The 18,532-nt window shown below is 65.4% G+C and carries 23 protein-coding genes; 12 read left to right on the top strand and 11 right to left on the bottom strand.

The annotated features are described in order from the left end of the window. The first annotated feature begins 176 nt into the window (after window positions 1–176). From ACOOF5_RS10840 to ACOOF5_RS10830, 3 genes are all read left to right on the top strand, one after another. Window positions 177–1,100 (top strand): TauD/TfdA dioxygenase family protein, encoded by a 924-nt coding sequence (locus ACOOF5_RS10840; RefSeq protein ID WP_420439005.1) that lies wholly within the window; start codon window positions 177–179, stop codon window positions 1,098–1,100. Continuing rightward, the gene (locus tag ACOOF5_RS10835) at window positions 1,100–1,387 is read left to right on the top strand and encodes a DUF1330 domain-containing protein (RefSeq protein WP_420439003.1); all 288 of its coding nucleotides are present in this window, start codon (window positions 1,100–1,102) and stop codon (window positions 1,385–1,387) included. Before ACOOF5_RS10840 ends, ACOOF5_RS10835 begins: the two co-directional genes overlap by 1 nt. A gap of 107 nt (window positions 1,388–1,494) precedes the next feature. After that, a complete protein-coding gene (locus tag ACOOF5_RS10830) occupies window positions 1,495–1,881 on the top strand; it encodes a RidA family protein (protein WP_420439001.1) in 387 nt (128 codons plus the stop codon). Between the two features lie 137 nt (window positions 1,882–2,018). On the opposite strand, the gene ACOOF5_RS10825 is transcribed toward ACOOF5_RS10830, so the two are convergent. Next, on the bottom strand, window positions 2,019–2,825 hold the full coding sequence (locus tag ACOOF5_RS10825) for a 2-keto-4-pentenoate hydratase (protein WP_420438999.1): 807 nt from the start codon (window positions 2,823–2,825) through the stop codon (window positions 2,019–2,021). 272 nt (window positions 2,826–3,097) lie between these two features. Between ACOOF5_RS10825 and ACOOF5_RS10820 the strand changes: the two genes are divergently transcribed. Further along, window positions 3,098–3,532, top strand: coding sequence for a hypothetical protein (locus tag ACOOF5_RS10820; RefSeq protein ID WP_420438997.1), 435 nt, complete (start codon window positions 3,098–3,100; stop codon window positions 3,530–3,532). Here the strand turns inward: ACOOF5_RS10820 and ACOOF5_RS10815 are convergent. Both ACOOF5_RS10815 and ACOOF5_RS10810 read right to left on the bottom strand, forming a co-directional pair. After that, the gene (locus tag ACOOF5_RS10815; protein ID WP_420440957.1) at window positions 3,526–4,167 is read right to left on the bottom strand and encodes a nitroreductase family protein; all 642 of its coding nucleotides are present in this window, start codon (window positions 4,165–4,167) and stop codon (window positions 3,526–3,528) included. The genes ACOOF5_RS10820 and ACOOF5_RS10815 overlap by 7 nt on opposite strands. A 172-nt stretch (window positions 4,168–4,339) precedes the next feature. Next, complete coding sequence (locus ACOOF5_RS10810; RefSeq protein ID WP_420438995.1) at window positions 4,340–4,699, bottom strand: aspartyl protease family protein; 360 nt, start codon at window positions 4,697–4,699, stop codon at window positions 4,340–4,342. Between the two features lie 215 nt (window positions 4,700–4,914). On the opposite strand from ACOOF5_RS10810, the gene ACOOF5_RS10805 reads away from it, so the two are divergent. Both ACOOF5_RS10805 and ACOOF5_RS10800 read left to right on the top strand, forming a co-directional pair. Beyond that, the gene (locus ACOOF5_RS10805) at window positions 4,915–5,388 is read left to right on the top strand and encodes an ion transporter (protein WP_420438993.1); all 474 of its coding nucleotides are present in this window, start codon (window positions 4,915–4,917) and stop codon (window positions 5,386–5,388) included. A 17-nt stretch (window positions 5,389–5,405) separates the two neighbouring features. After that, window positions 5,406–6,566 (top strand): exonuclease domain-containing protein, encoded by a 1,161-nt coding sequence (locus ACOOF5_RS10800; RefSeq protein WP_420438991.1) that lies wholly within the window; start codon window positions 5,406–5,408, stop codon window positions 6,564–6,566. A 152-nt stretch (window positions 6,567–6,718) separates the two neighbouring features. Here the strand turns inward: ACOOF5_RS10800 and ACOOF5_RS10795 are convergent, their stop codons facing one another. After that, a complete protein-coding gene (locus tag ACOOF5_RS10795; protein ID WP_420438989.1) occupies window positions 6,719–7,858 on the bottom strand; it encodes an HNH endonuclease domain-containing protein in 1,140 nt (379 codons plus the stop codon). A 209-nt stretch (window positions 7,859–8,067) separates the two neighbouring features. Between ACOOF5_RS10795 and ACOOF5_RS10790 the strand changes: the two genes are divergently transcribed. The 3 genes from ACOOF5_RS10790 to ACOOF5_RS10780 all read left to right on the top strand — a co-directional run bounded on the left by ACOOF5_RS10790 (window position 8,068) and on the right by ACOOF5_RS10780 (window position 10,548). Next, window positions 8,068–8,646 (top strand): carboxymuconolactone decarboxylase family protein, encoded by a 579-nt coding sequence (locus ACOOF5_RS10790; protein ID WP_420438987.1) that lies wholly within the window; start codon window positions 8,068–8,070, stop codon window positions 8,644–8,646. Window positions 8,647–9,024: 378 nt separating this feature from the next. Continuing rightward, window positions 9,025–9,495 (top strand): phosphoribosyltransferase, encoded by a 471-nt coding sequence (locus ACOOF5_RS10785; RefSeq protein WP_420440955.1) that lies wholly within the window; start codon window positions 9,025–9,027, stop codon window positions 9,493–9,495. Between the two features lie 132 nt (window positions 9,496–9,627). After that, complete coding sequence (locus ACOOF5_RS10780; RefSeq protein WP_420438985.1) at window positions 9,628–10,548, top strand: SPFH domain-containing protein; 921 nt, start codon at window positions 9,628–9,630, stop codon at window positions 10,546–10,548. Window positions 10,549–10,552: 4 nt separating this feature from the next. Here the strand turns inward: ACOOF5_RS10780 and ACOOF5_RS10775 are convergent, their stop codons facing one another. The 3 genes from ACOOF5_RS10775 to ACOOF5_RS10765 all read right to left on the bottom strand — a co-directional run bounded on the left by ACOOF5_RS10775 (window position 10,553) and on the right by ACOOF5_RS10765 (window position 12,238). Beyond that, window positions 10,553–10,762, bottom strand: coding sequence for a hypothetical protein (locus ACOOF5_RS10775; protein ID WP_420438983.1), 210 nt, complete (start codon window positions 10,760–10,762; stop codon window positions 10,553–10,555). A 124-nt stretch (window positions 10,763–10,886) separates the two neighbouring features. Then, window positions 10,887–11,411 carry a Fur family transcriptional regulator gene (locus ACOOF5_RS10770; protein ID WP_420438981.1) on the bottom strand — a complete coding sequence of 175 codons (525 nt, stop codon included), beginning with the start codon at window positions 11,409–11,411 and terminating at the stop codon, window positions 10,887–10,889. Continuing rightward, window positions 11,408–12,238, bottom strand: a complete 831-nt coding sequence (locus ACOOF5_RS10765) for a metal ABC transporter ATP-binding protein (RefSeq protein ID WP_420438979.1) — start codon at window positions 12,236–12,238, stop codon at window positions 11,408–11,410. Before ACOOF5_RS10765 ends, ACOOF5_RS10770 begins: the two co-directional genes overlap by 4 nt. A 73-nt stretch (window positions 12,239–12,311) precedes the next feature. On the opposite strand from ACOOF5_RS10765, the gene ACOOF5_RS10760 reads away from it, so the two are divergent. After that, the gene (locus tag ACOOF5_RS10760) at window positions 12,312–13,598 is read left to right on the top strand and encodes a metal ABC transporter substrate-binding protein (RefSeq protein WP_420438977.1); all 1,287 of its coding nucleotides are present in this window, start codon (window positions 12,312–12,314) and stop codon (window positions 13,596–13,598) included. A 114-nt stretch (window positions 13,599–13,712) separates the two neighbouring features. Further along, window positions 13,713–14,621, top strand: coding sequence for a metal ABC transporter permease (locus ACOOF5_RS10755; protein WP_420438975.1), 909 nt, complete (start codon window positions 13,713–13,715; stop codon window positions 14,619–14,621). Window positions 14,622–14,640: 19 nt separating this feature from the next. Here the strand turns inward: ACOOF5_RS10755 and ACOOF5_RS10750 are convergent, their stop codons facing one another. From ACOOF5_RS10750 to ACOOF5_RS10735, 4 genes are all read right to left on the bottom strand, one after another. After that, window positions 14,641–15,525, bottom strand: coding sequence for an SDR family NAD(P)-dependent oxidoreductase (locus ACOOF5_RS10750; protein ID WP_420438973.1), 885 nt, complete (start codon window positions 15,523–15,525; stop codon window positions 14,641–14,643). Window positions 15,526–15,678: 153 nt separating this feature from the next. Beyond that, complete coding sequence (locus tag ACOOF5_RS10745) at window positions 15,679–16,815, bottom strand: nitronate monooxygenase (protein ID WP_420438971.1); 1,137 nt, start codon at window positions 16,813–16,815, stop codon at window positions 15,679–15,681. A 251-nt stretch (window positions 16,816–17,066) separates the two neighbouring features. Next, window positions 17,067–17,279 carry a type II toxin-antitoxin system HicB family antitoxin gene (locus tag ACOOF5_RS10740; RefSeq protein ID WP_420438969.1) on the bottom strand — a complete coding sequence of 71 codons (213 nt, stop codon included), beginning with the start codon at window positions 17,277–17,279 and terminating at the stop codon, window positions 17,067–17,069. 110 nt (window positions 17,280–17,389) lie between these two features. Beyond that, window positions 17,390–17,530, bottom strand: a complete 141-nt coding sequence (locus ACOOF5_RS10735) for a hypothetical protein (protein WP_420438967.1) — start codon at window positions 17,528–17,530, stop codon at window positions 17,390–17,392. Window positions 17,531–17,613: 83 nt separating this feature from the next. Here ACOOF5_RS10735 and ACOOF5_RS10730 point away from each other — a divergent pair, with 83 nt between their 5' ends. Beyond that, the gene (locus ACOOF5_RS10730) at window positions 17,614–18,519 is read left to right on the top strand and encodes a DapH/DapD/GlmU-related protein (RefSeq protein ID WP_420438965.1); all 906 of its coding nucleotides are present in this window, start codon (window positions 17,614–17,616) and stop codon (window positions 18,517–18,519) included. Window positions 18,520–18,532 lie beyond the last annotated feature (13 nt).

Here is an 18,532-nt window from a genome sequence, read left to right as displayed (position 1 = left end):
TCGGAAGACCTGGGGCGCGTCGGGAGTCGTAGAAGGCGGGTCGTCAGTCATTGCCCGCCGGGGCTGATGAGCCGCTGTGGCCTGCTGCGTCATTCATCACTGCTTCCCCGGTCGAGGCTCGCGGCGCCGATCACCGGCCCCTGAAGCTAATTCGGGCGCGGTGATACGATCCGGCCATGACGGCTGTCACGCTGAATATCGAACCGCTCGATCGCACGTTCGGTGCGTGGGTGCACGACATCGAGCTCCGTTCCATCGACGACGCCACATTCGAAGCACTGCACGAAGTGTGGCTGGAGTACGCGCTGCTGATCTTCTCGGGTCAGTTCTTGACCAACGACGAGCAGGACGCATTCGCCTTGCGCTTCGGCAACTTGGAGTTCAACGCCGCGGCCATCTCGAATGTCGGCAAAGACGGCAGGGTCCACTACGAACCCGCCGACGATCTGGTGAAGTCGCTGAAGGGCAACTGGGGCTGGCATCACGACAGCACCTACATGCCGCTGCAGGCCAAAGGCGCCGTGTTCACCGCCGAGCTGGTGCCCAAAGACGGTGCCGACACCGGGTGGGCCGACATGCGGGCTGCGTACGAGGTGCTTTCCGACGAAGACCGCGAGCTGGTGCACACGCTCGAGGCGCACCACTCGCTCTACTACAGCCAAGGTCGAGCGGGCCTGCTTCCGAAGAAGAAGGACGACGGCAGCTACGGCATGTACGGCTACCACGACATGGACATCTCGGTCCGGCCGCTGGTGAAGTACCACCCTGACACCGGCCGCCCCAACCTGCTGATCGGCCGGCACGCACATGACATCGTCGGCATGGACCCCGACGAGTCGGTGGCGCTGCTGGATCGGCTCAATCGCGAGGCTTGCCAGCCGCCGCGGATCTACCAGCACGCGTGGACTGCGGGCGAGGCGGTGATCTGGGACAACCGCCGGCTCATGCACCAGGGCGTGCCGTTCGACATGTCCCAGCCGCGCAAGATGTGGCATTCCCGCATCGCCGGCGAAGTCGAGTCTGAGCTGGCGCTCAACCACACCCCTGAGTCGGCGGGCTTCAAGCACGGACGCGAAGCCATCCTGAACTCGGTCTCCTAGTGGCTGCGTACGTCATCACGCGGGTCAACGTCACCGACCCGGACCAGTACGAGAAGTACAAGGCGCTGTCGCCGGCCGCCGTTGCCGAGAGCGGCGGGAAGTTCATCGTGCGAGGCGGCGAGTCCGAGACCCTCGAAGGTCCCGAGGAGAACCGGCGCCTCGTGGTGCTGGAATTCCCCGACATGGACTCAGCAAAGGCGTTCTACGACTCCGAGAAATACCGCCACGCTCGTGACGTTCGAGCCGGTGCCGCCGAATTCCAAATGGTTGCGGTCGAGGGCGCCTAGCCCACTCGCTGATGGGTGAACTCGACCGTGCCGTGCGCGTCCTCGCGTAGGTTTGCGGGCACGACCCGAGCAGCGGGCTGAGCATCAGCCGCGGAGGAGAACTCGTCATGGCACGCAAGTCGATTGAGATCGAGAGCTTCCAGCACGCCAACCCGATTCCCGCTGCGACGCGGATCGGTCCACTCGTCGTGAGCAGCATCACGCCGCCGACGAATCCGGGAAGCCGCGACATTCCCGACTCGCTGGAGGACCAGATCGAGAACCTGTTCACCCATGTCGGCCAGATGCTCGAGGGCGCCGGCGCTACCTGGGATGACATGGCCAAGATGACGTTCTATGTCACCGACCCTGCAGCGTCACGCCCGGCGCTGAACGGACCGTGGCTGGAGCGTTTCCCCGACCCCGAGTCGCGGCCGTCTCGCCACAACATGAAGGTGGAAGGCGGCGGGCCGGTACAGATCTCCTGCACATTCGAGGCCTACGTCGAAGACTGAGCTGCTGAGCGTCAGTCGCCCTCTTCGGGCAGCCCTACGCCGCTGTATCAACCTTCGGGGCCTCCGACGCCGCTGTATCAACCTTCGGGGCCTCCGACGCCGCTGTGTCAACCTTCGGCGTCTCCGACGCCGCTGTATCAACCTTCGGCGTCTCCGACGCCGAAGCTGATCTGGCCGAGGGGGCCGAAGTCGGCGACGATGGCGTCGCCGGGGCGGATCGTGCGGGCGCGTATGAATGAGCCCGACAGGATCGCGTGGCCCGCTGACATCGTGACGCCGAACTCGTCGAGCTTGCGGGCCAGCCATGCCACCGAGTTGAGCGGGTTGCCCATGACGGCTGCGGCGGTGCCGGACTCTTCGAGGTCGCCGTTGAGGTACAGGGCACCGCCGATGTGGCGGATGTCGATGTCGGTGAGCTTGGTGGGGCGGCCGCCCACGATGATGAACCCGCACGACGCTGCGTCGGCGATGCTGTCGGCCACCCCGGCCTGGGTGCTGCGCCGGTTGTAGCGCCGGTCCACCACTTCGATGCCGGGCAGGATGAAGTCGGTGGCCCGCATCACGTCGATGGCGTTGGTGTCGGGGCCGCCGAGGTCCGATTTCAGCACGAAGACGATCTCGATCTCTACCAGCGGGACGTTCAGGATCGACGCCGGCACGATGGAGCCCTCGTCGAGGAACCAGTTGTCGAACAGCGTCCCGTAGTCGGGCTCGGTGGCGCCCGACGTCGAGCGCATGGCCTTGGAAGTGAGGCCGACCTTGTAGCCCTTGACGACCCGGCCGGCTGCCACCTTGGCGTCGGTGACGTACTGGCCGATGGCGTAAGCGTCCTCGTTGTCGGCACCCGGGTAGGTGTCGGTGATCGGGTCGATCCACTCGCGGGTGTTCTCGGCATGCAGCAGCGCCGCAGCCGCTTGCTGCCGCTGCTCGTCGGTCATTGCCATGTCGTGCTCCCTGTGCCCGGTGCTCCGGCGGCCCTCATCGCCAGCCAGCCGAGAACGCTAGAGCTTGCGCCGCCCCGCCGTCGGTCGTCTCCGGTCACCAGAGCGCAGCTGACGACGAGTCCACAGCAGCCACCGATCTGTCGTCGAGGAAGTTGCTCTGATCGCCGCGCACATCCGCGCGCCGGCCCGCTCGAAAATCATTGAAGACAACTGAAATCTTCGCATTCGACAGGATGCTACGACGCGTAATCGAAGGAGCCGCCGTAGCTACGATGACCGGGATGGACCCCGAGACCGCGGGCGGTGAGACCGAACGGCCGAAGGAACCTGTACCGCAGGCTGCCGACGTACTCGATTCTGACCTGTTGGCGAAGCTTGTGGCGCAGGCGGTGGCGGCCCATAACCGGCCGCGGCGGTCTGCGCTGCTGACCGCGCTGGCAACCACCATCGTTGCTGGTCTTGTTGCGGTGGCCGCAGCCGGGTACACGGCGCTGCGTGCCGACGTCACCGCGCTGCACGCCGAGATCAGCGGTGTCGAGGCACGGCTCCGTGTCGAAATGCATGACTTCCGTGCAGAAATGCAGGATTTTCGCGCTGAAGTGAACTCAACCCTGCTGGATCACACCGACCGCCTCGCCCGCCTCGAAACAGCGTCCCAGCATCACACCGACCGCCTCGCCCGCCTCGAGCTGGCCGCGCCTCAATAGGTCGAGTTGCCCCAGGCTTCGTCGAAGACGATCTCCGACAGCGGCAGCCGGTCGAGCTTGCGCGGGAACGGCGTGGACCTGTAGCCGACGGCGATGTGGGCCGCAGTGGCTACGCCTTCGGGGATGTCCAGCATCTCGGCAACCTGCGGCTCGTACATGCACAGCAGCGTGGTGAGCGCTGTGCCGAGGCCGGCTTCGCGGCAGCCGAGCAGGAAGTTCTGCACAGCGGGGTAAATCGAGCCGCCGCCCACGACGCTGAGGCGTCCCAGCTCGGTGTCGGTGGGATGGACGCCGTCGATGTAGCCGCACGCGACCACGATCACCGGCACCTCGGCGAAATGCTCGGCGAAGTAGTCAGCGCTGTCGAGCAGGCGCTTGGCCTTCTCTCCGACGATCTCGATGTCGCCGCTGCGAGCCATGCCCAGATAGGCCTTCCACGGCTCCAGGTACCACTCCTGCAGCTGCCGCTTCTTCTCGTCGTCACGCACGACGATGAAACGCACCGGCTGGCGGTTGCCCCCCTGGGGTGCGTGACGCGCATAGTCGAACGCCTGCTCCAGTGTCTCGTCAGAGACGGGGTCTTTCGTGAAGTACCGCGTCGTCATCGACGTCAGTGCTGCCTCGCCAAGTTCCATGGTTTCCTCGCTCGCTTCGGGTGCGCCGTTTACCGGCCCGCCGGCGGCAGTCGCCGACGACGGAGCCACAGTAGCCACCGCCCGCCCGCAGCCATGAGACCAGCCCTGCCGCCGACGGCACCCGGGGCGGTGAGGTGCAGTCTTCAAATGTGGCGGCGAAGTACCGGCCTGCTCAGAGGCGAAGCCGCTTGGCGCGCCGGATCTCTTGACTGACGGGATCTACCTCGAAACGGGCCGACTCAAGCGCCAGCACGCCCAGCAGCGGCTCGCAGCCCGGTGGTCCGTACACCACCCGCACGAAAGCCTCCGAATCCATGAACTCGAGCCGCGCCCCGGTGAACTCGGCGATCTGGCGACTGCCGTCGGCTAACTCGTAGGAATCGCTCCCGTAGGGCCGTAAGCCCAGGTCCTCCAGACGGTCTCGTGGCACCAGCGTGTCAGTCGACCCAGTGTCCACCAGGAAGCGCCCCTCCCAAGCGCGCTCAGGCTCGGCGGGGCTGCAGACCGTGACGTCGGTGTAGGTGAATCCCATGATGTCTCCTCAGTTGCGGCTGCCTACGGCGGCAGACGCGGCGAACCTACTTCGCCCTCCCTGCATCCCTGCCTCCATTATCGCGACCCGCCCGCGCTCGACGGCTGGCCATGTGGTGATGACGTCGGCAAATCCAACGCTCCCATCTGCTCGCTGCGGGCGTGTGGCGGAGTCGGCAGACTCGCCCCCCACCAGGTCAGCGAGAGGAGCGATGCGTGCGTCAGATCTTCGATTTGGATACCCGGCTCGGTCGCCGGGTCAACGTGTTCATCACGGCGGTCATCGTGCTGTCCATGGCCACCTTGGTGACCGACACGCATTACGCCGCGGCCGACGGCGGTCTGCCGGGGTGGCTGTGGACGCTGGAACTCGTCATCTGGGTGCTGTTCGGCGTCGAGTACGTGATGCGCATCGTGCTCGCTCCCTCGGCGTGGCGGTATGTCTTCTCCTTCTACGGCATCGTGGATCTATTGGCCGTGCTCGGCGGTTTCGCGAACGTCCCCGCAGGCACGTCGTTGCGCCTGTTGCGCCTGCTGCGTGTGTTCCGCGTCCCAAAGCTGGTGCAACGCTCGGGCACTCAAACAGCCGTCACCCTCCGCCGGTCCGGGCAGCGACGGGCTTTGCCGGCGCAAGACGGCGCTGTCAGACTTGACTGGCCAAGACCACCAACATCGCTCAACCTGAGTTGAAGCGGGCGAGGTCAACCATGACACTTCAGCAACGGATCGTCGCGATCGACTGCGAGACGACCGGTTTCGGCCGGTACGACCGCATCGTTGAGTTCGCCGCTGTCGAAGTTGACGTCGACACCGGGCATGTAGTGGACGAGATCGACACCCTCATCAACCCCGAACGTGATGTGGGCCCGGTCGATGTGCATGGGGTCACTGCATCAATGGTCTCAGCAGCGCCGACCTTCGAGGAGGTGGCAGGGGCGCTGGGCCGGCGTCTGCAAGGAGCCGTCCTTGTCGCGCACAATCTGGCGTTCGATGCGCGGTTGCTGGGTCAGGAGTTCCAACGCCTCGGAACAGCGTTTGACCCCGGTGCGGGCTATTGCACGTTGCGTGCCACGTCGCAAAAGCTCGGGTTGGCTTGTGAGAGCTTCGGCATTGAGCATCCCGACCAGCATCGTGCGCTCGCGGACGCACGAGCTACAGCACAGCTGGCGTCGCTGCTGCTCGAGAATGAGCCGCTGCCGGCCAACGGCACCGAGAAGTGTCGTATCGGCTACCTCGAACAAAGCTCTCGACCGAGAACGCTCCGACGCCCCAGCGCCGCGGCAAGCAACAACGACATGGTGCGGATCGTGTCGCGTGCCCACTATCCCTTCTCGGACGAGGCGCTGTTGAGCTATCTCGATCTGCTCGACTGGGTGCTCGACGATCACATTGTCACCGAAGCCGAACGGCTCGAGTTGCTCGAGACTGCACGTGATATCGGCATCAACCAGCGGCAGATCGACAAAGCGCATCGTGCGTATTTCGACTCGATCGTTGCCGCGGCGCAGCGCGACCACGTCATCACCCGCGGCGAACACGAGCTCATGGAGCGCATCGCGCAAGCGCTGGACATCACCGACGCAACGATCCCGGAGGTGACCGAGACTCAGCGCCCCATCGACTTGGCGGAAGGCACCCGCGTCTGTTTCACAGGCACAGCAACCATCGGAGGCGAAGCCGTCGGGCGAGATGTGCTGGAGCGATTGGCAGCACTGACCGGGCTTGTGCCCGTCAACTCGGTGACCAAGAAGAACTGTGACCTGCTCGTCGCGGCCGATGCAGCCAGCAGCTCAGGCAAGGCTCGCAAGGCCCGCGGTTACGGCATTCCCGTGTTATCCGTTGCAGAATTCGTCGAACAGCTCGGGTGATCTGCCGACGAGGCGTGCCAAGGTCTGAAGCTGACGGCGCCGGTTGATAATCGGGGTTTCCCGTGTGACGAAGTCCTGATGGACGCTCAAGAGCGTTAGCGCAAGTCCCGGCGTCGGCTCCGCTGCAACAAATCGGGTCTACGACTGCCGAACTACTGAAGCAACGCGAGTACCTCATGTTTGCCATCGTCGCCGAGGGGCTCGACCCGGTGTTCCCCGTTCTCGAAGCTCCATACACCGGTGTTGGCGTCGGCAGCTTTGTAGATGTGAAATGCCACGCGGCGAACACTGTCGAGATCTGCCATCCAACCGTGTTCACGTGCGCAATCCTGCAGGTCCTCAGAACCGCGGTCGACATGGTCAAGCCATTGCTCCATCGCAGTGGGAGCAAGCAACGAGTCAGACTTCTTGCTGTTGACACTCCGTGAAGTCATGACGAAGTTCTCGATCTGCGAGAGGCGTGCTCGCGACCACGGCACAACGTGGTCCAGCGATCCGCCGGCATCCTGCAACTTGTCGCCCGTATAGATGCAGTGCCCCCCTTGAATGCCTACGAGACGCTCACGCATCTTTGGCGGCGGCATGACCCTGTCCCGCCCGAAGAGATGGGAGTAGACATCGTCGACAGGGAGTTGAAGCGTCTCGCGATTGATTCTCATGACGGCTTGGGCGAATCTGAACTCGACGAGCGGTCGCAGCACTCCCCCGAACTTCGTCAGGCTCTGCACGACGCCGGGGAGCAGCGTCAGGCCCGACTTGTCCGAGTGCAAGTCGTACAGAAAGGGCTCAGGACTGCCTGGCAGTTCCTGAAGCAGGCGCACCGGATTCTTCAACAGAGCGGCGCGAACCTTCGCGAGTGCAGTTTCCAGCGCCTCCGCCCATTCGAGGTGCCACGTCGTGCCTTCAGCGCTCCGCTCGACGACGCCCAGCGGCTTGTCACGCAGATCCCCGCGCTTGCAGTCCTGCAGCAAGTCACGGAGTCGATGGATCTCCTGCATGACCGTTGTGTCATCGGCGACCGTGCCGTCGTCGCGCCTTTTGCGTGCTGAACTCTGGCGCAGTGTGATGCCTTGGTAGGGGCGCGCGTGTTCCCAGTGAATCTCGAGATAGCGCTCCGCCACTTCTTGCCGGGCAATGCATGGGGACTCGCCGTCGAGCGTCGGCGCCAAATCGAGCAGCGTGAGCAACAGTCCAAGCTTGTTGGTGCCGGTCATCGCGGCGCGGTCGAGCACCTCCAGCACGCCTTGAACTGGGTCCAAGCGGGCTGTCTGTCCGCTGCCGTCCGAACTCACCCATGCGACCGTAGCGCCGGCTGTTGACCGGTCCTTCGGCGTGCAGGCAAAGTCGCGCCGCTCGAACCGGCGGAGGCAATCTGGCGAAGCCGAAGACGGGGACCGGCCGATGACGGCGACTGTCACCCTCGTACCGCGCTCAGCCAACTCGGCCGTGAGAAACGCGAGAGAATCAGCGCTTGACGAAATAGGACCGAGAGGACACAGCCATGCGGTTGGATGAGATCACGCCCGAGGACCTGACGCCGGCCCAGGCAGCGGTGCTCGACGCCATTCGGGGCGGGCCTCGAGCGGCCTCGATGCGAGGGCCGAAGTTGACCGGCCTCGTCGGGCCCTACGGCGTGTGGGTGCGGGCGCCAAGTGTGGGCATCGAAGCCCAAGCGTTGGGGGCAGCGGTGCGGTTCGCGTCGTCGCTGCCCGAGAGCGTCAAGGAGGCGGCCATATGCACCGTGGGCGCCTACTACGGGGCCAAGTTCGAATTCGCTGCGCATCGCATCCTCGGCCTCGAAGCGGGACTCGACCCAGCCGACCTCGAAGCCCTGCGCGTCGGCGACACACCAAGCTTCACCGGCGACGAGGCCACTGCCCACACCGTCGCCGCCGAACTTCTCCGCGACCACCGTCTCAGCGACGCCACCTACGCCGCTGCCACAGGTGCCTTCGGTGAAGCAGGCCTCGTCGAGCTCGTCACCACGGTGGGCTACTACTGCCTGATCTCCCACACGCTCAACGCATTCGAGATCCCGCTGCCCGCCGACTGGGACGACCCCTTCCCCGACCAAGCCTGACCCCCCGAATGGGACGCGCCGCGAAACTCCATGAGCCGCTCATGGGACCCGGTACACCCCCCCCGAATAGTGCGGAAATAGTGCGAGCAACGACGCGCCATGACACGAAACCTCAGGTCAGGGGCATGATACGAACACTTGTAGGTACCCCCTAAAGGAACCGGAATAGTGCGGGAATAGTGCGGCGTGCGGCTGCCGAGATGCAAAACCGCAGGTCAGGGCGCTGAAGCGAACATTTGTAGGTACCCCCTAAAGGAACTGGAATAGTGCGGGAATAGTGCGGGCGTTCGATTGCGCGCATAGGTTCGGGGTGAGTCGGGACGCAGGGACCGGGGAGGACACGTGAGCGAGGCGACTGACGCGCAGGAACGCGAGGTGATGGACTGGCGGCGCTACGGCGTGGCCGTACGCGAGCTGGCGCAGATGGTCGCCGATGACGGCTACCGGCCCCAGATGATCCTGGCCATCGCCCGGGGCGGACTGTTCTGCGCGGGCTCGCTGGGCTACGCCCTGTCGGTCAAAAACATCTACGTCATGAACTGCGAGTACTACACCGGCGTCGACGAACGACTCCAGGTGCCGATCATGCTGCCGCCCACACCCGACCTGGTCGACCACCGCGACTCCGACATCCTCATCGCCGACGACGTGGCCGACACCGGCCACACGCTCAAGCTGGTACACGACTTCTGCCTGCCCCGTGTGCGCAGCGTCCGCACCGCTGTGCTGTATGAGAAGCCGTGGTCAACCGTCACCTGCGACTGGGTGTGGCAGCGCACCGACCTGTGGATCAACTTCCCCTGGTCGACCGAGCCGCCCATCGTCACCGACGAGCAAGCCCGCTCTTGAAATGGTGCTGCTGACCTTGGAGCCGCGTTCGCACACGGGCCGTGAGGATCCCATGGGTGACCATGCCGCCGGTGTCTGCGATACGCACGATCGTGGAGGACCCCACCTGGCCGCCGTGGCAGGATGGCACCCATGACCGATGCCACCGATTCCGACGCTGCTGCGAGCACGACTGGCTCGCACGCCGTGACGGCCCGCTCTGCGCGCACCAAGCCGGGCGTGCTCGGCGTGCTGATAGCGCTGGCAGGGCTGGTGCTGGTGGCAGCAGGCATCGTGGGCGTGGCCGCGGTGGCGTGGCCGTTCGTGTTCCTGGTGCCTGTCGGAGCGATTCCCTTCATCCTCGCTCTACCGGGCCAATACCTCGTGCAGCCCAACGAGGCGCTCGTGCTCATTCTCTTCGGCCGGTACCGGGGCACGGTCGAGCGGCCCGGCTGGCACCTCGTCAATCCCTTCACCCGCATGGAGTCGCGCAAGATCTCGCTGCGGGTACACAATTTCACGACCAGCGTGTCCAAGGTCAACGACGCCGAGGGCAACCCGATCGAGATCTCAGCCGTGGTCGTCTGGCGAGTAGTGGACACCGCCGCAGCCGTCTTCGAGGTCGACGACTTCGAAGACTTCGTCTACGTCCAGAGCGAGACCGCCATCCGACATTTGGGCACGAAGTACCCCTACGACGACTTCGAAGGCGACCGGGTGTCGCTGCGTTCGGACCCCGACATCGTCGGCGCCACGCTCCACGAAGAGGTGCAGGAACGCCTCGAACGGGCCGGGGTCCAAGTCATCGAGACCAGGCTCAACCACTTGGCCTACGCCACCGAGATCGCCGAGGCCATGCTGCGCCGCCAGCAGGCAGCAGCGGTAGTCGCCGCGCGGCGCACCATCGTGGAGGGCGCCGTGGGCATGGTGGAGGACGCGCTCGAACTTCTGACGCAGCGCTCGGTGGTCGAGCTCGACGAGCAGGCCAAAGCAGCCATGGTGGCCAACCTGCTGGTCGTGCTCACCAGCGAGCAGCAGACCACCCCGGTCGTCAACACCGGCGCCTCGGCCTAGCCGGCTAGGCGGTCTCGCGGAGGCTGGCGCGGTTGAGGTGGTGAACCTCGGTGCAGTCGGCTTCTGAGGTCTCGAGCTGCAGCGTGACATGCGAGATGCCGTGCCGATCCTTCGCGATCTGTCGCAAGTCGGCGAGGACGTGCCGGAACGCCGCCTCCACATTCAGGTTGCCGGGTGAGGAACCGTGCAGCAGGTACGCCGCTGCGATGTTCACCGCCAGGCCTTGAGCCGCCGACGGGACAATTCCCGCAAGTCGTGGTGATGCTCGTGTGCGATGCGATTCAGCCTAAGACAGGCACTCTGAGTCTCTTGGCACGCTCCGAGTCAGCCCGCCGACCTCAGCGAGCAGCTTCGCAGTCGGCGCATCTACCGAAAAGGTCCAGGTTGTGGTGCAGCGGCACGAATCCTGCCTCGCTTGCGGCAGCAGCGAGCGAGGCGTCGATGCGCGCCTCAGTCTCGCTGTCAAGTTCGACGTCGGTGATCGCACCGCACGCCACACATATCAAGTGATGGTGATGGCCGAGCAGCGATTCAGCCAGCTCGAAGTAGGCGCGCTCGCCTCCTGTCTCGAGGCGTTGTACCACCCCGCATCGTTCCAGCGCCTCCAGATTCCGATAGGCCGTGCTGCGGGCGAGATCGGGGGCCATCGACTCGATGTCGGGCAGCCTGACCGGCCTGGCCGCACGGGCGAGCGCCTCGACGAGTCGGCGACGGCCGCTCGTGTAGCGCTGCTCGACCTCGCTCAGGCGTCCTGCGACGGCTTCGTGAAGTTCGCCCAGATTCCTCGACCAGGTGCGCGGGGTGCTGCTGAGGTGCGCTTCGCCGTCAGAGTCGGGCGTCGCACGCGATGCCACACCCGTCATGGCCGTGCTCGCGGCCCGAAGGTCCACACCGACTCTCCGGCGATGTGACTGGAGCGGCCGAATTCGGCGTCGTGAGTGTGCCCTGGCTCTTCCAGAACCAACAGTGATGACGTCTTGTCGCCCTCGCCGACTTCCAGGCGCGTGAGTGCGTTGGCCCCGAACGCTGCGGCCATGTTCTCTTCGTTGAGCACCTCCGCAGGCGTGCCGTCCGCCAGTACAGCGCCCTTCAGCAACACGATCCGCTCGCACAGGCGCGCTTCGCTGAGATGGTGCGTCGACAGCACGACCAGCTTGTTGCGCATCCGCTCGGCATCGACCACATCGAGCACGATGTCCTGGCTCGGGATGTCGAGGCCCGTGATGGGCTCATCGAGCAGCAAGCAGTCGGCCTGAGAGGCGAGCGCAGACGCGATGAGGACCCGTTGGCGCTGCCCGCCGGACAGGTGGCCGAACGAGCGACGCCGAAGATCGGCCACCTTCAATCGATCGGCTGCGGCGTCCATCGCGTCCCGGTCGGCCTTGCGCATGCGGCCCAGCAGGCCTCGCTCTCTGAAGCGGCCAATCATCAGCACTTCGCTCACCGTCATCGGCATGAATGCGTGTGGGTGATGGTGCTGGCTGACGTAGCCGACGGTGATCTCGTAGTCCTTGCGAACACTCCCCGACGTCGGCGTGAGCAATCCGGCGAGCACTCGTAGCAGCGTCGTCTTGCCCGATCCGTTCGAGCCCATGAGCGCCACCGCGGCACCCGAATCGAATCTCATCTTCTCGACGGTGAGGGCTTGTCGATTGCCGAAGGACACCTTGACGTCATCGAGGGTGAACACGTCAGCGCAGTCTTTCTCGGCTCAGGAGGCCCTTGGATTGTTAGTGGGAATGAGTCTCACTATAGTTCTCGCTGTGCGCGTACCCGAACACGACTCCATCAGTGTGCCCCCCCTCGACCCCCGTTGCTGCCGTCCGCTCGCGACCCGAGGATCCGGCCGAATCCTGGCGGCAGCGGCCGCATGTGCGTTGATCGCAGCTGCGTGTACGGGCGGCGACGACTCATCGGATGCGGCCGCAGATTCGGACGCTCCCACCATCGTCGCAACGACGAACATCTGGGCCGATGTCGTCGAGAACGTCACGTGCAACGGCTTGGTGCATGTCGAGTCCCTCATGCCGCCGGGCGCCGATCCTCACACGTTCGAGCCCTCGCTGCGCGACAGAGCAGACATGGCGGACGCAAGTCTCGTCGTCGCCAATGGCCTGGGTCTTGAGGAGTCGCTCGAGGACACGCTCGATGCTGTGGCCGCGGACGGGACGCCGGTGTTCTCTATCGGCGACCATCTCGAGCCGATCACAATCGGCGAGGCCAGTTCGGGCGACGGACACGACGAAGACGGACACGACGAGTCAGACCATGATGACGACGGCCACGACGAAGACGAGCACGACGAACACGGCCACGACGAGTCAGACCATGATGACGACGGCCACGACGAAGACGAGCACGACGAACACGGCCACGACGAGTCAGACCATGATGACGACGGCCACGACGAAGACGAGCACGACGAACACGGCCACGACGAGTCAGACCATGATGACGACGGTCATGACGAAGACGGGCACAGCGATGAACACGGCCACGATCACGCGGGCGGTGCCGATCCGCACATCTGGTTCGACCCGGTTCGAATCTCAGACACCCTCGATGAACTCGCCCATGAGATCGCCGAGGCGACCGGTCTTAGCGAGACGGAAATCGAAGCCTGCGCCTCGGAATATCGCGAGGCACTCCATGACGCTCACCACGTGACAGAGGACATCGTGGCCGAACTCGAGCCCAGCCACCGGGTGCTCGTCACCAACCACGATGCGCTCGGCTACTTCGCAGACCGCTACGGCTTCCGCGTCGTCGGCTCGGTGATCCCTGCCACGACGACGGCTGCGGAAGCCAGCATCGCTCATCTCGAAGCGCTCGCCGAGATCATCGAGCACGAGGACGTCGCCGCGATCTTCAGCGAGACAACCCACTCCACCGAGACGGCAGAGCAGTTGGCCGCCGAGATCGGCGATGTCCAGGTTGTCAGCCTGGATACTGGAAGCCTCGGGCCGGCCGGCAGCCCCAGCGACACCTACATCGGGCTGCTGACCAGCAATGCCGCAGCCATCGTCGCAGCCCTTCAATCGGACGGCTGAACGCTTCACGATTGTTGACACACACCCGGTATCTCAGCGTCCAGGTGGCGCAGGAACGAATACGGTTCCGGGCGGGTGCGCACCGCGCCACGAGGCGCGGCTTCAAGGAGCGATGTGGAATTCCTGACCGATCCTTCCGGTTGGTGGGTCGAGCCGTTTGTTGACAACGCCTTCATGCGCCGGGCGCTGTGGGCGGCGCTGCTCGCCGTGCTCACGACATCGGTGGTCGGGACGTGGGTGGTGCTGCGAGGGCTGACATTTCTCGGTGACGCCTTCGCCCACGGCGTGCTTCCAGGCATCGCGTTCGCGTACATCATCGGTTTCAGCACGACGCTCGGGGCGGTGGCCGCAGCACTGCTGATGGTGGCCGGCGTCCATCTGATCCGCAACTTCTCGCCGCTGTCGGAGGAAACCTCGATCGGCGTGCTGTTTGTGGGGTTCCTCGCGCTGGCGGTCGTGATCATGTCGAGCGGAGCAGGGGCCTACTCGGGCGACCTCACCCGCTTCCTGTTCGGCTCGATCACCGGCATCGACGGCGGCGACCTCCGGCGCCAGGCCATCGCCGCCGCTGTCTCGGTGGGCTGCACCGTGCTCTTGCATCGAGCCCTGTTTGTCGCCACATTTGATGAGGCCCAGGCACAGCTTGCTGGGATGCGGCCGAAGCTGGCCCATGCGGCGCTGCTGACGCTGCTGGCGCTCGCCATCGTGTCGTCATTCGAAGCTGTGGGCAGCCTGCTCGTGTTCGCCTTCCTCGTGGCCCCGGCAGCCACGGCAAGTCTGCTGGTACGGCGGGTGCCGCGCATCATGATGACCGCAGTCGTGCTCGGTGCGATCGCCGCGCTGGTGGGGCTGCTCGTCAGCTACCACCACGACACCGCCGCCGGCGCCACGATGGCACTCGCGACGGTGATCATGCTGTTTGTGGCGTTGGCAGTGACCGGGGTGGTCAGGGCATTGCGTCGCCCTCTGCCCGATCAGCAAGACGCTGCGGCGGACAAGCCCGTGCACCACCACTCGCACTGAGGCGCGGGCCAGCGCGGCGCTAGTCCTCGCCGTCGGTGAAGCTCGTGAAGATCGTCGGGTTCTCGAGGTCGGCGAGCTGCTGGTTGCGGTGGTTGACCTCGGCGAGCAGCTCGGGATGAGACAGCACCCAGAAGCGCCGCTCGTACATTGCCTCGATCACCTTCGCGGCGACCCGCGATGGATCCATGCCGCGCTCCAGCGCCGCAGCGATGTTGGCGTTGCGACGGCGCGCGTCGGCGGTCTCCGACGGTGCCTTGCCCTCGGGGCGCGGCCGGCGCTGGCGGCGCAGCTCTTCGGGCCGGTTCCGCTGGGCGGTTGCGATGTTGGTGCGCACCACCCCTGGGCACAGTACCGACACGCCCACATTCGCGTTGCGGTCGCGCTGCATCTCGAGGTGCAGCGTCTCCATGATCGCCACCACGCCGTACTTGGCGGCGTTGTAGGGGCCGAGGCCCGGCACCGACATGAGCCCCGCCACCGAGGCAGTGCTCATGATGTGTGATTCCTCCGCCTCGATGAGATGGGGCAGGAAGTGATGGACGCCGTGGATCACGCCCCACAGGCAGACATCCACGACCCACTTCCAGTCGACGAGCTGCTGGTTGCGGATCAGCCCACCCCCGCCAACGCCGGCGTTGTTGCACACCATGTGCACTACGCCGAAGCGATCGATGGTCGCCTGCGCCAGTGCGCCCACCGAGTCGGCATCGGTCACATCGGTGATGACGCCCAGCGCTTCGACGCCCCCGTCGGCAACCTCGGCCTCGGCGGCACGCAGAGGCGCCTCCTCGATATCGGCCAGCACCACGTTGGCGCCCTCGCCGGCAAACCCCAGTGCCAAGGCTTTGCCGATTCCCGAAGCCGCCCCGGTCACCACCGCGACGCGTCCCTTCATGGTCTCCATGGCCGTTCCCCCTCATGAGATGTCGCCGTCGGCGCACAGACCGACCGCGCATTGAACGTCCGAACAGTACGGGCCGCGGCGCTTGCGATGCCGGACGAGGATTCGTTACCGACAGCGGCGCCACGGGCCGCAACGTGCTCGGGTCGGGAACGCCTATGCGTTGAGCTGCTCGAAGCGCTCCATGACGTCGAGATACTCGCTGATCATCTCCTCGACGACCCGCGTGGCCGAGATCGACTCGTTGAGCTGGCCGACCACCTGGCCCACGAAGTAGTTGGCCAGCTCGACCGCACCCGTGTTGGACGGATTCATGGCGGCCCGGTCGATGCGGCGGCTGGCCGCACCGATCAGCATCGGCTGCAGCGGCATCGGCAGCGTCCCCGGCGAGTTCTCACCCTCCCACTCGTCGGTCCATGCCGAGCGGAGCTGGCGGGCCGGCTTGCCGGTGCGAGACCGTGACCTCAGCGTGTCCGACGAACCCGCAGCGAGGAATTTCTCCTTCACGACCGGGTGCGTTTCGGCTTCTTGGGTGGTGAGCCAGACCGAACCGCACCACACGCCTTGCGCGCCCAGCGCCAGTGCAGCGGCAACCTGGCGGCCGTTGCCGATGCCGCCTGCGGCGAGCACGGGCACCGGTGCGATGGCATCCACCACTTCGGGCACCAGCACCATCGAGGCGATGTCGCCGGTATGGCCGCCTGCCTCGTGGCCCTGTGCGATCACGATGTCAACGCCGGCGGCAACATGGCGCTCGGCGTGCACCTTCTTGCCTGCCAGCGCGCCCACCAGCACGTCGTTGTCGTGCGCCCGTTCGATCATGTCGGGAGGCGGCGGGCCGAGCGCGTTCACGGCCAGGCGGATCGGGTACGAAAAGGCCACGTCCATGAGCGGCACTGCCTGCGCGTAGGTCATCGGCGGCTCGGAGTCGCCGGCGATCGCGCCTGGCTTGTCCTCGGCTGGCAACGGCGGCACGTCGTAGCGTTCCATCATGTCGTCGAGGAACTCGCGGTGCGCCGGCGGGATCATGGCGCGGAGATCCTTCGCCGACAGCTCGCCTTCGGTCTTGCCCTCGTACTTGGCGGGCACGATGATGTCCACGCCGAAGGGCCGGCCGCCCACCTCGTCGGTGATCCAGCCCATGTCGATGTCGAGCTGTTCAGGCGTGTGGCCCGCTGCGCCGAGCACGCCGAAGCCGCCAGCCTTGCTCACCGCCGCCACAACGTCTCGACAATGGGTGAATGCAACGATCGGAACGTCGCAGCCGAGCATCTCGCACACAGGTGTCTTCATGCCCCGAAACTACCGGCGCACAGCCACCCTCCGCAGCACCACCGGCTGGGCGACGAACAGGCGAGGTCAAGAAGCAGAACACCCATGCGCCGCCGAGCAGTACCCGGAGGCGTCACGGAATCTGGGCGATGAACCAGCGAGGTCGGGGGCACATCTCTGAATCGGCCGCAGACCCTGTTCGCGCATTCTCCTGCCATTCCTTCAAACCGAGGCCGTTAGCCCAGCGGATGCGGCCCTGGAGGGCGGCGACTCTAGGCGAGCATCAGCCGCTCGCCCTTGGGCTCAGGCACTGGGTCTCCGAACTCTCGGGCCGTGTCGATCCACAGGCCTAATGCCGACTCGGCATTATTCAAGGCATCAATCTTTGTGTCGCCGTGCGCAACGCAGCCCGCAAGCTCCGGGACCTCGGCAATGAACGCCTCGTCGGAATTGCTCCAGTAGATAATGACCTCGTACTTATGCACGCCAACTCTCACAATCGGTGCCTGAGGACTGTCTGTCGAACCTGTCGGACCTGGTACGGCTTCGCATGGGCACCAGACCGCTGAAGGTTGATCAACTCCGGCACCCCCTCTTACCTGAACACATGGTGGCTGCCCCGAACGCGTTCGGCAAATCCCAGCTGCAACAAGTACGAGCGCAGATCGTCAAATCGGATGCCCGCATCGGATCGTCCGCTCAAGATCCTCTGGCGCATCTTGCGACTCGTCGTCACCGGTGGACTGTAGGCCAAGTGCAGATCGCACACGAAGCCGAATTCAGCGACGGGTTGGCGGTTGGCGGTGGCAGGATGCGCCCATGAGCATCACCGCAGTTGGGCACAGCTATGTGGACGCGGCGACAGGGACACCGCTCGACGCCTGGTTCCCGGCGAGCGCTACCGCCGAGAAGCCGCCGGCTCGGTCGTGCCTGGCGGTCGAACTCGGCGTGAACGTGGGCGAGACGGTCACCGTGTCCATCGATGATCTTGCCGCACCGCCAGCCGATTTGGCCGATGCGTACCTGCGGCTGCATCTTCTGAGCCGGAGGGAGATCAAGCCTCACGACGCCAACCTCGACGGCATCTTCGGCCTGCTGACCAACTGTGCGTGGACAAGCGCCGGGCCTGTGCTGCCTGAGCGGGTCGACGACCTGCGTTCCGCCGCAGCTGCGACCGGCCAAGCGGTGACCGTCACTGCGGTCGACAAGATTCCCCGCATGGTCGACTACGTCATCCCATCGGGCGTGCGCATCGGCGACGCCGACCGGGTGCGGCTGGGCGCTCACGTGGCAGACGGCACCACGGTGATGCACGAAGGGTTCATCAACTTCAACGCCGGAACGCTCGGGCCTGCAATGGTCGAGGGTCGCATCTCCGCCGGCGTCGTCGTCGGAGCGCACTCGGACCTTGGCGGCAGCGCCTCCACCATGGGCACACTGTCGGGCGGTGGCAAGGAGCGTGTGTCGATCGGCGAGCACTGCCTGCTGGGCGCGAACTCAGGCATCGGCATCGCGCTCGGCGACAACTGCACGGTCGAGGCAGGCCTCTACGTCACCGCCGGAAGCCGAGTCACTCTGCCTGATGGCTCCATCGTGAAGGGCCGGGACATCTCGGGTCGCTCAGGGATGCTGCTCATTCGCAACAGCACCACCGGCGCCATCGAGATGCGGGTCGCCGACCCAGGTCGCTGGGAAGGCATCAACCCCGAACTCCACAAGAACTGATCTCGCGCCGCTG

It is taken from the genome of Candidatus Poriferisodalis sp., from assembly GCF_965214215.1.
Classification (GTDB): Bacteria; Actinomycetota; Acidimicrobiia; order Acidimicrobiales; family Poriferisodalaceae; genus Poriferisodalis.
This window is presented reverse-complemented; position numbering and strand designations above follow the sequence as displayed.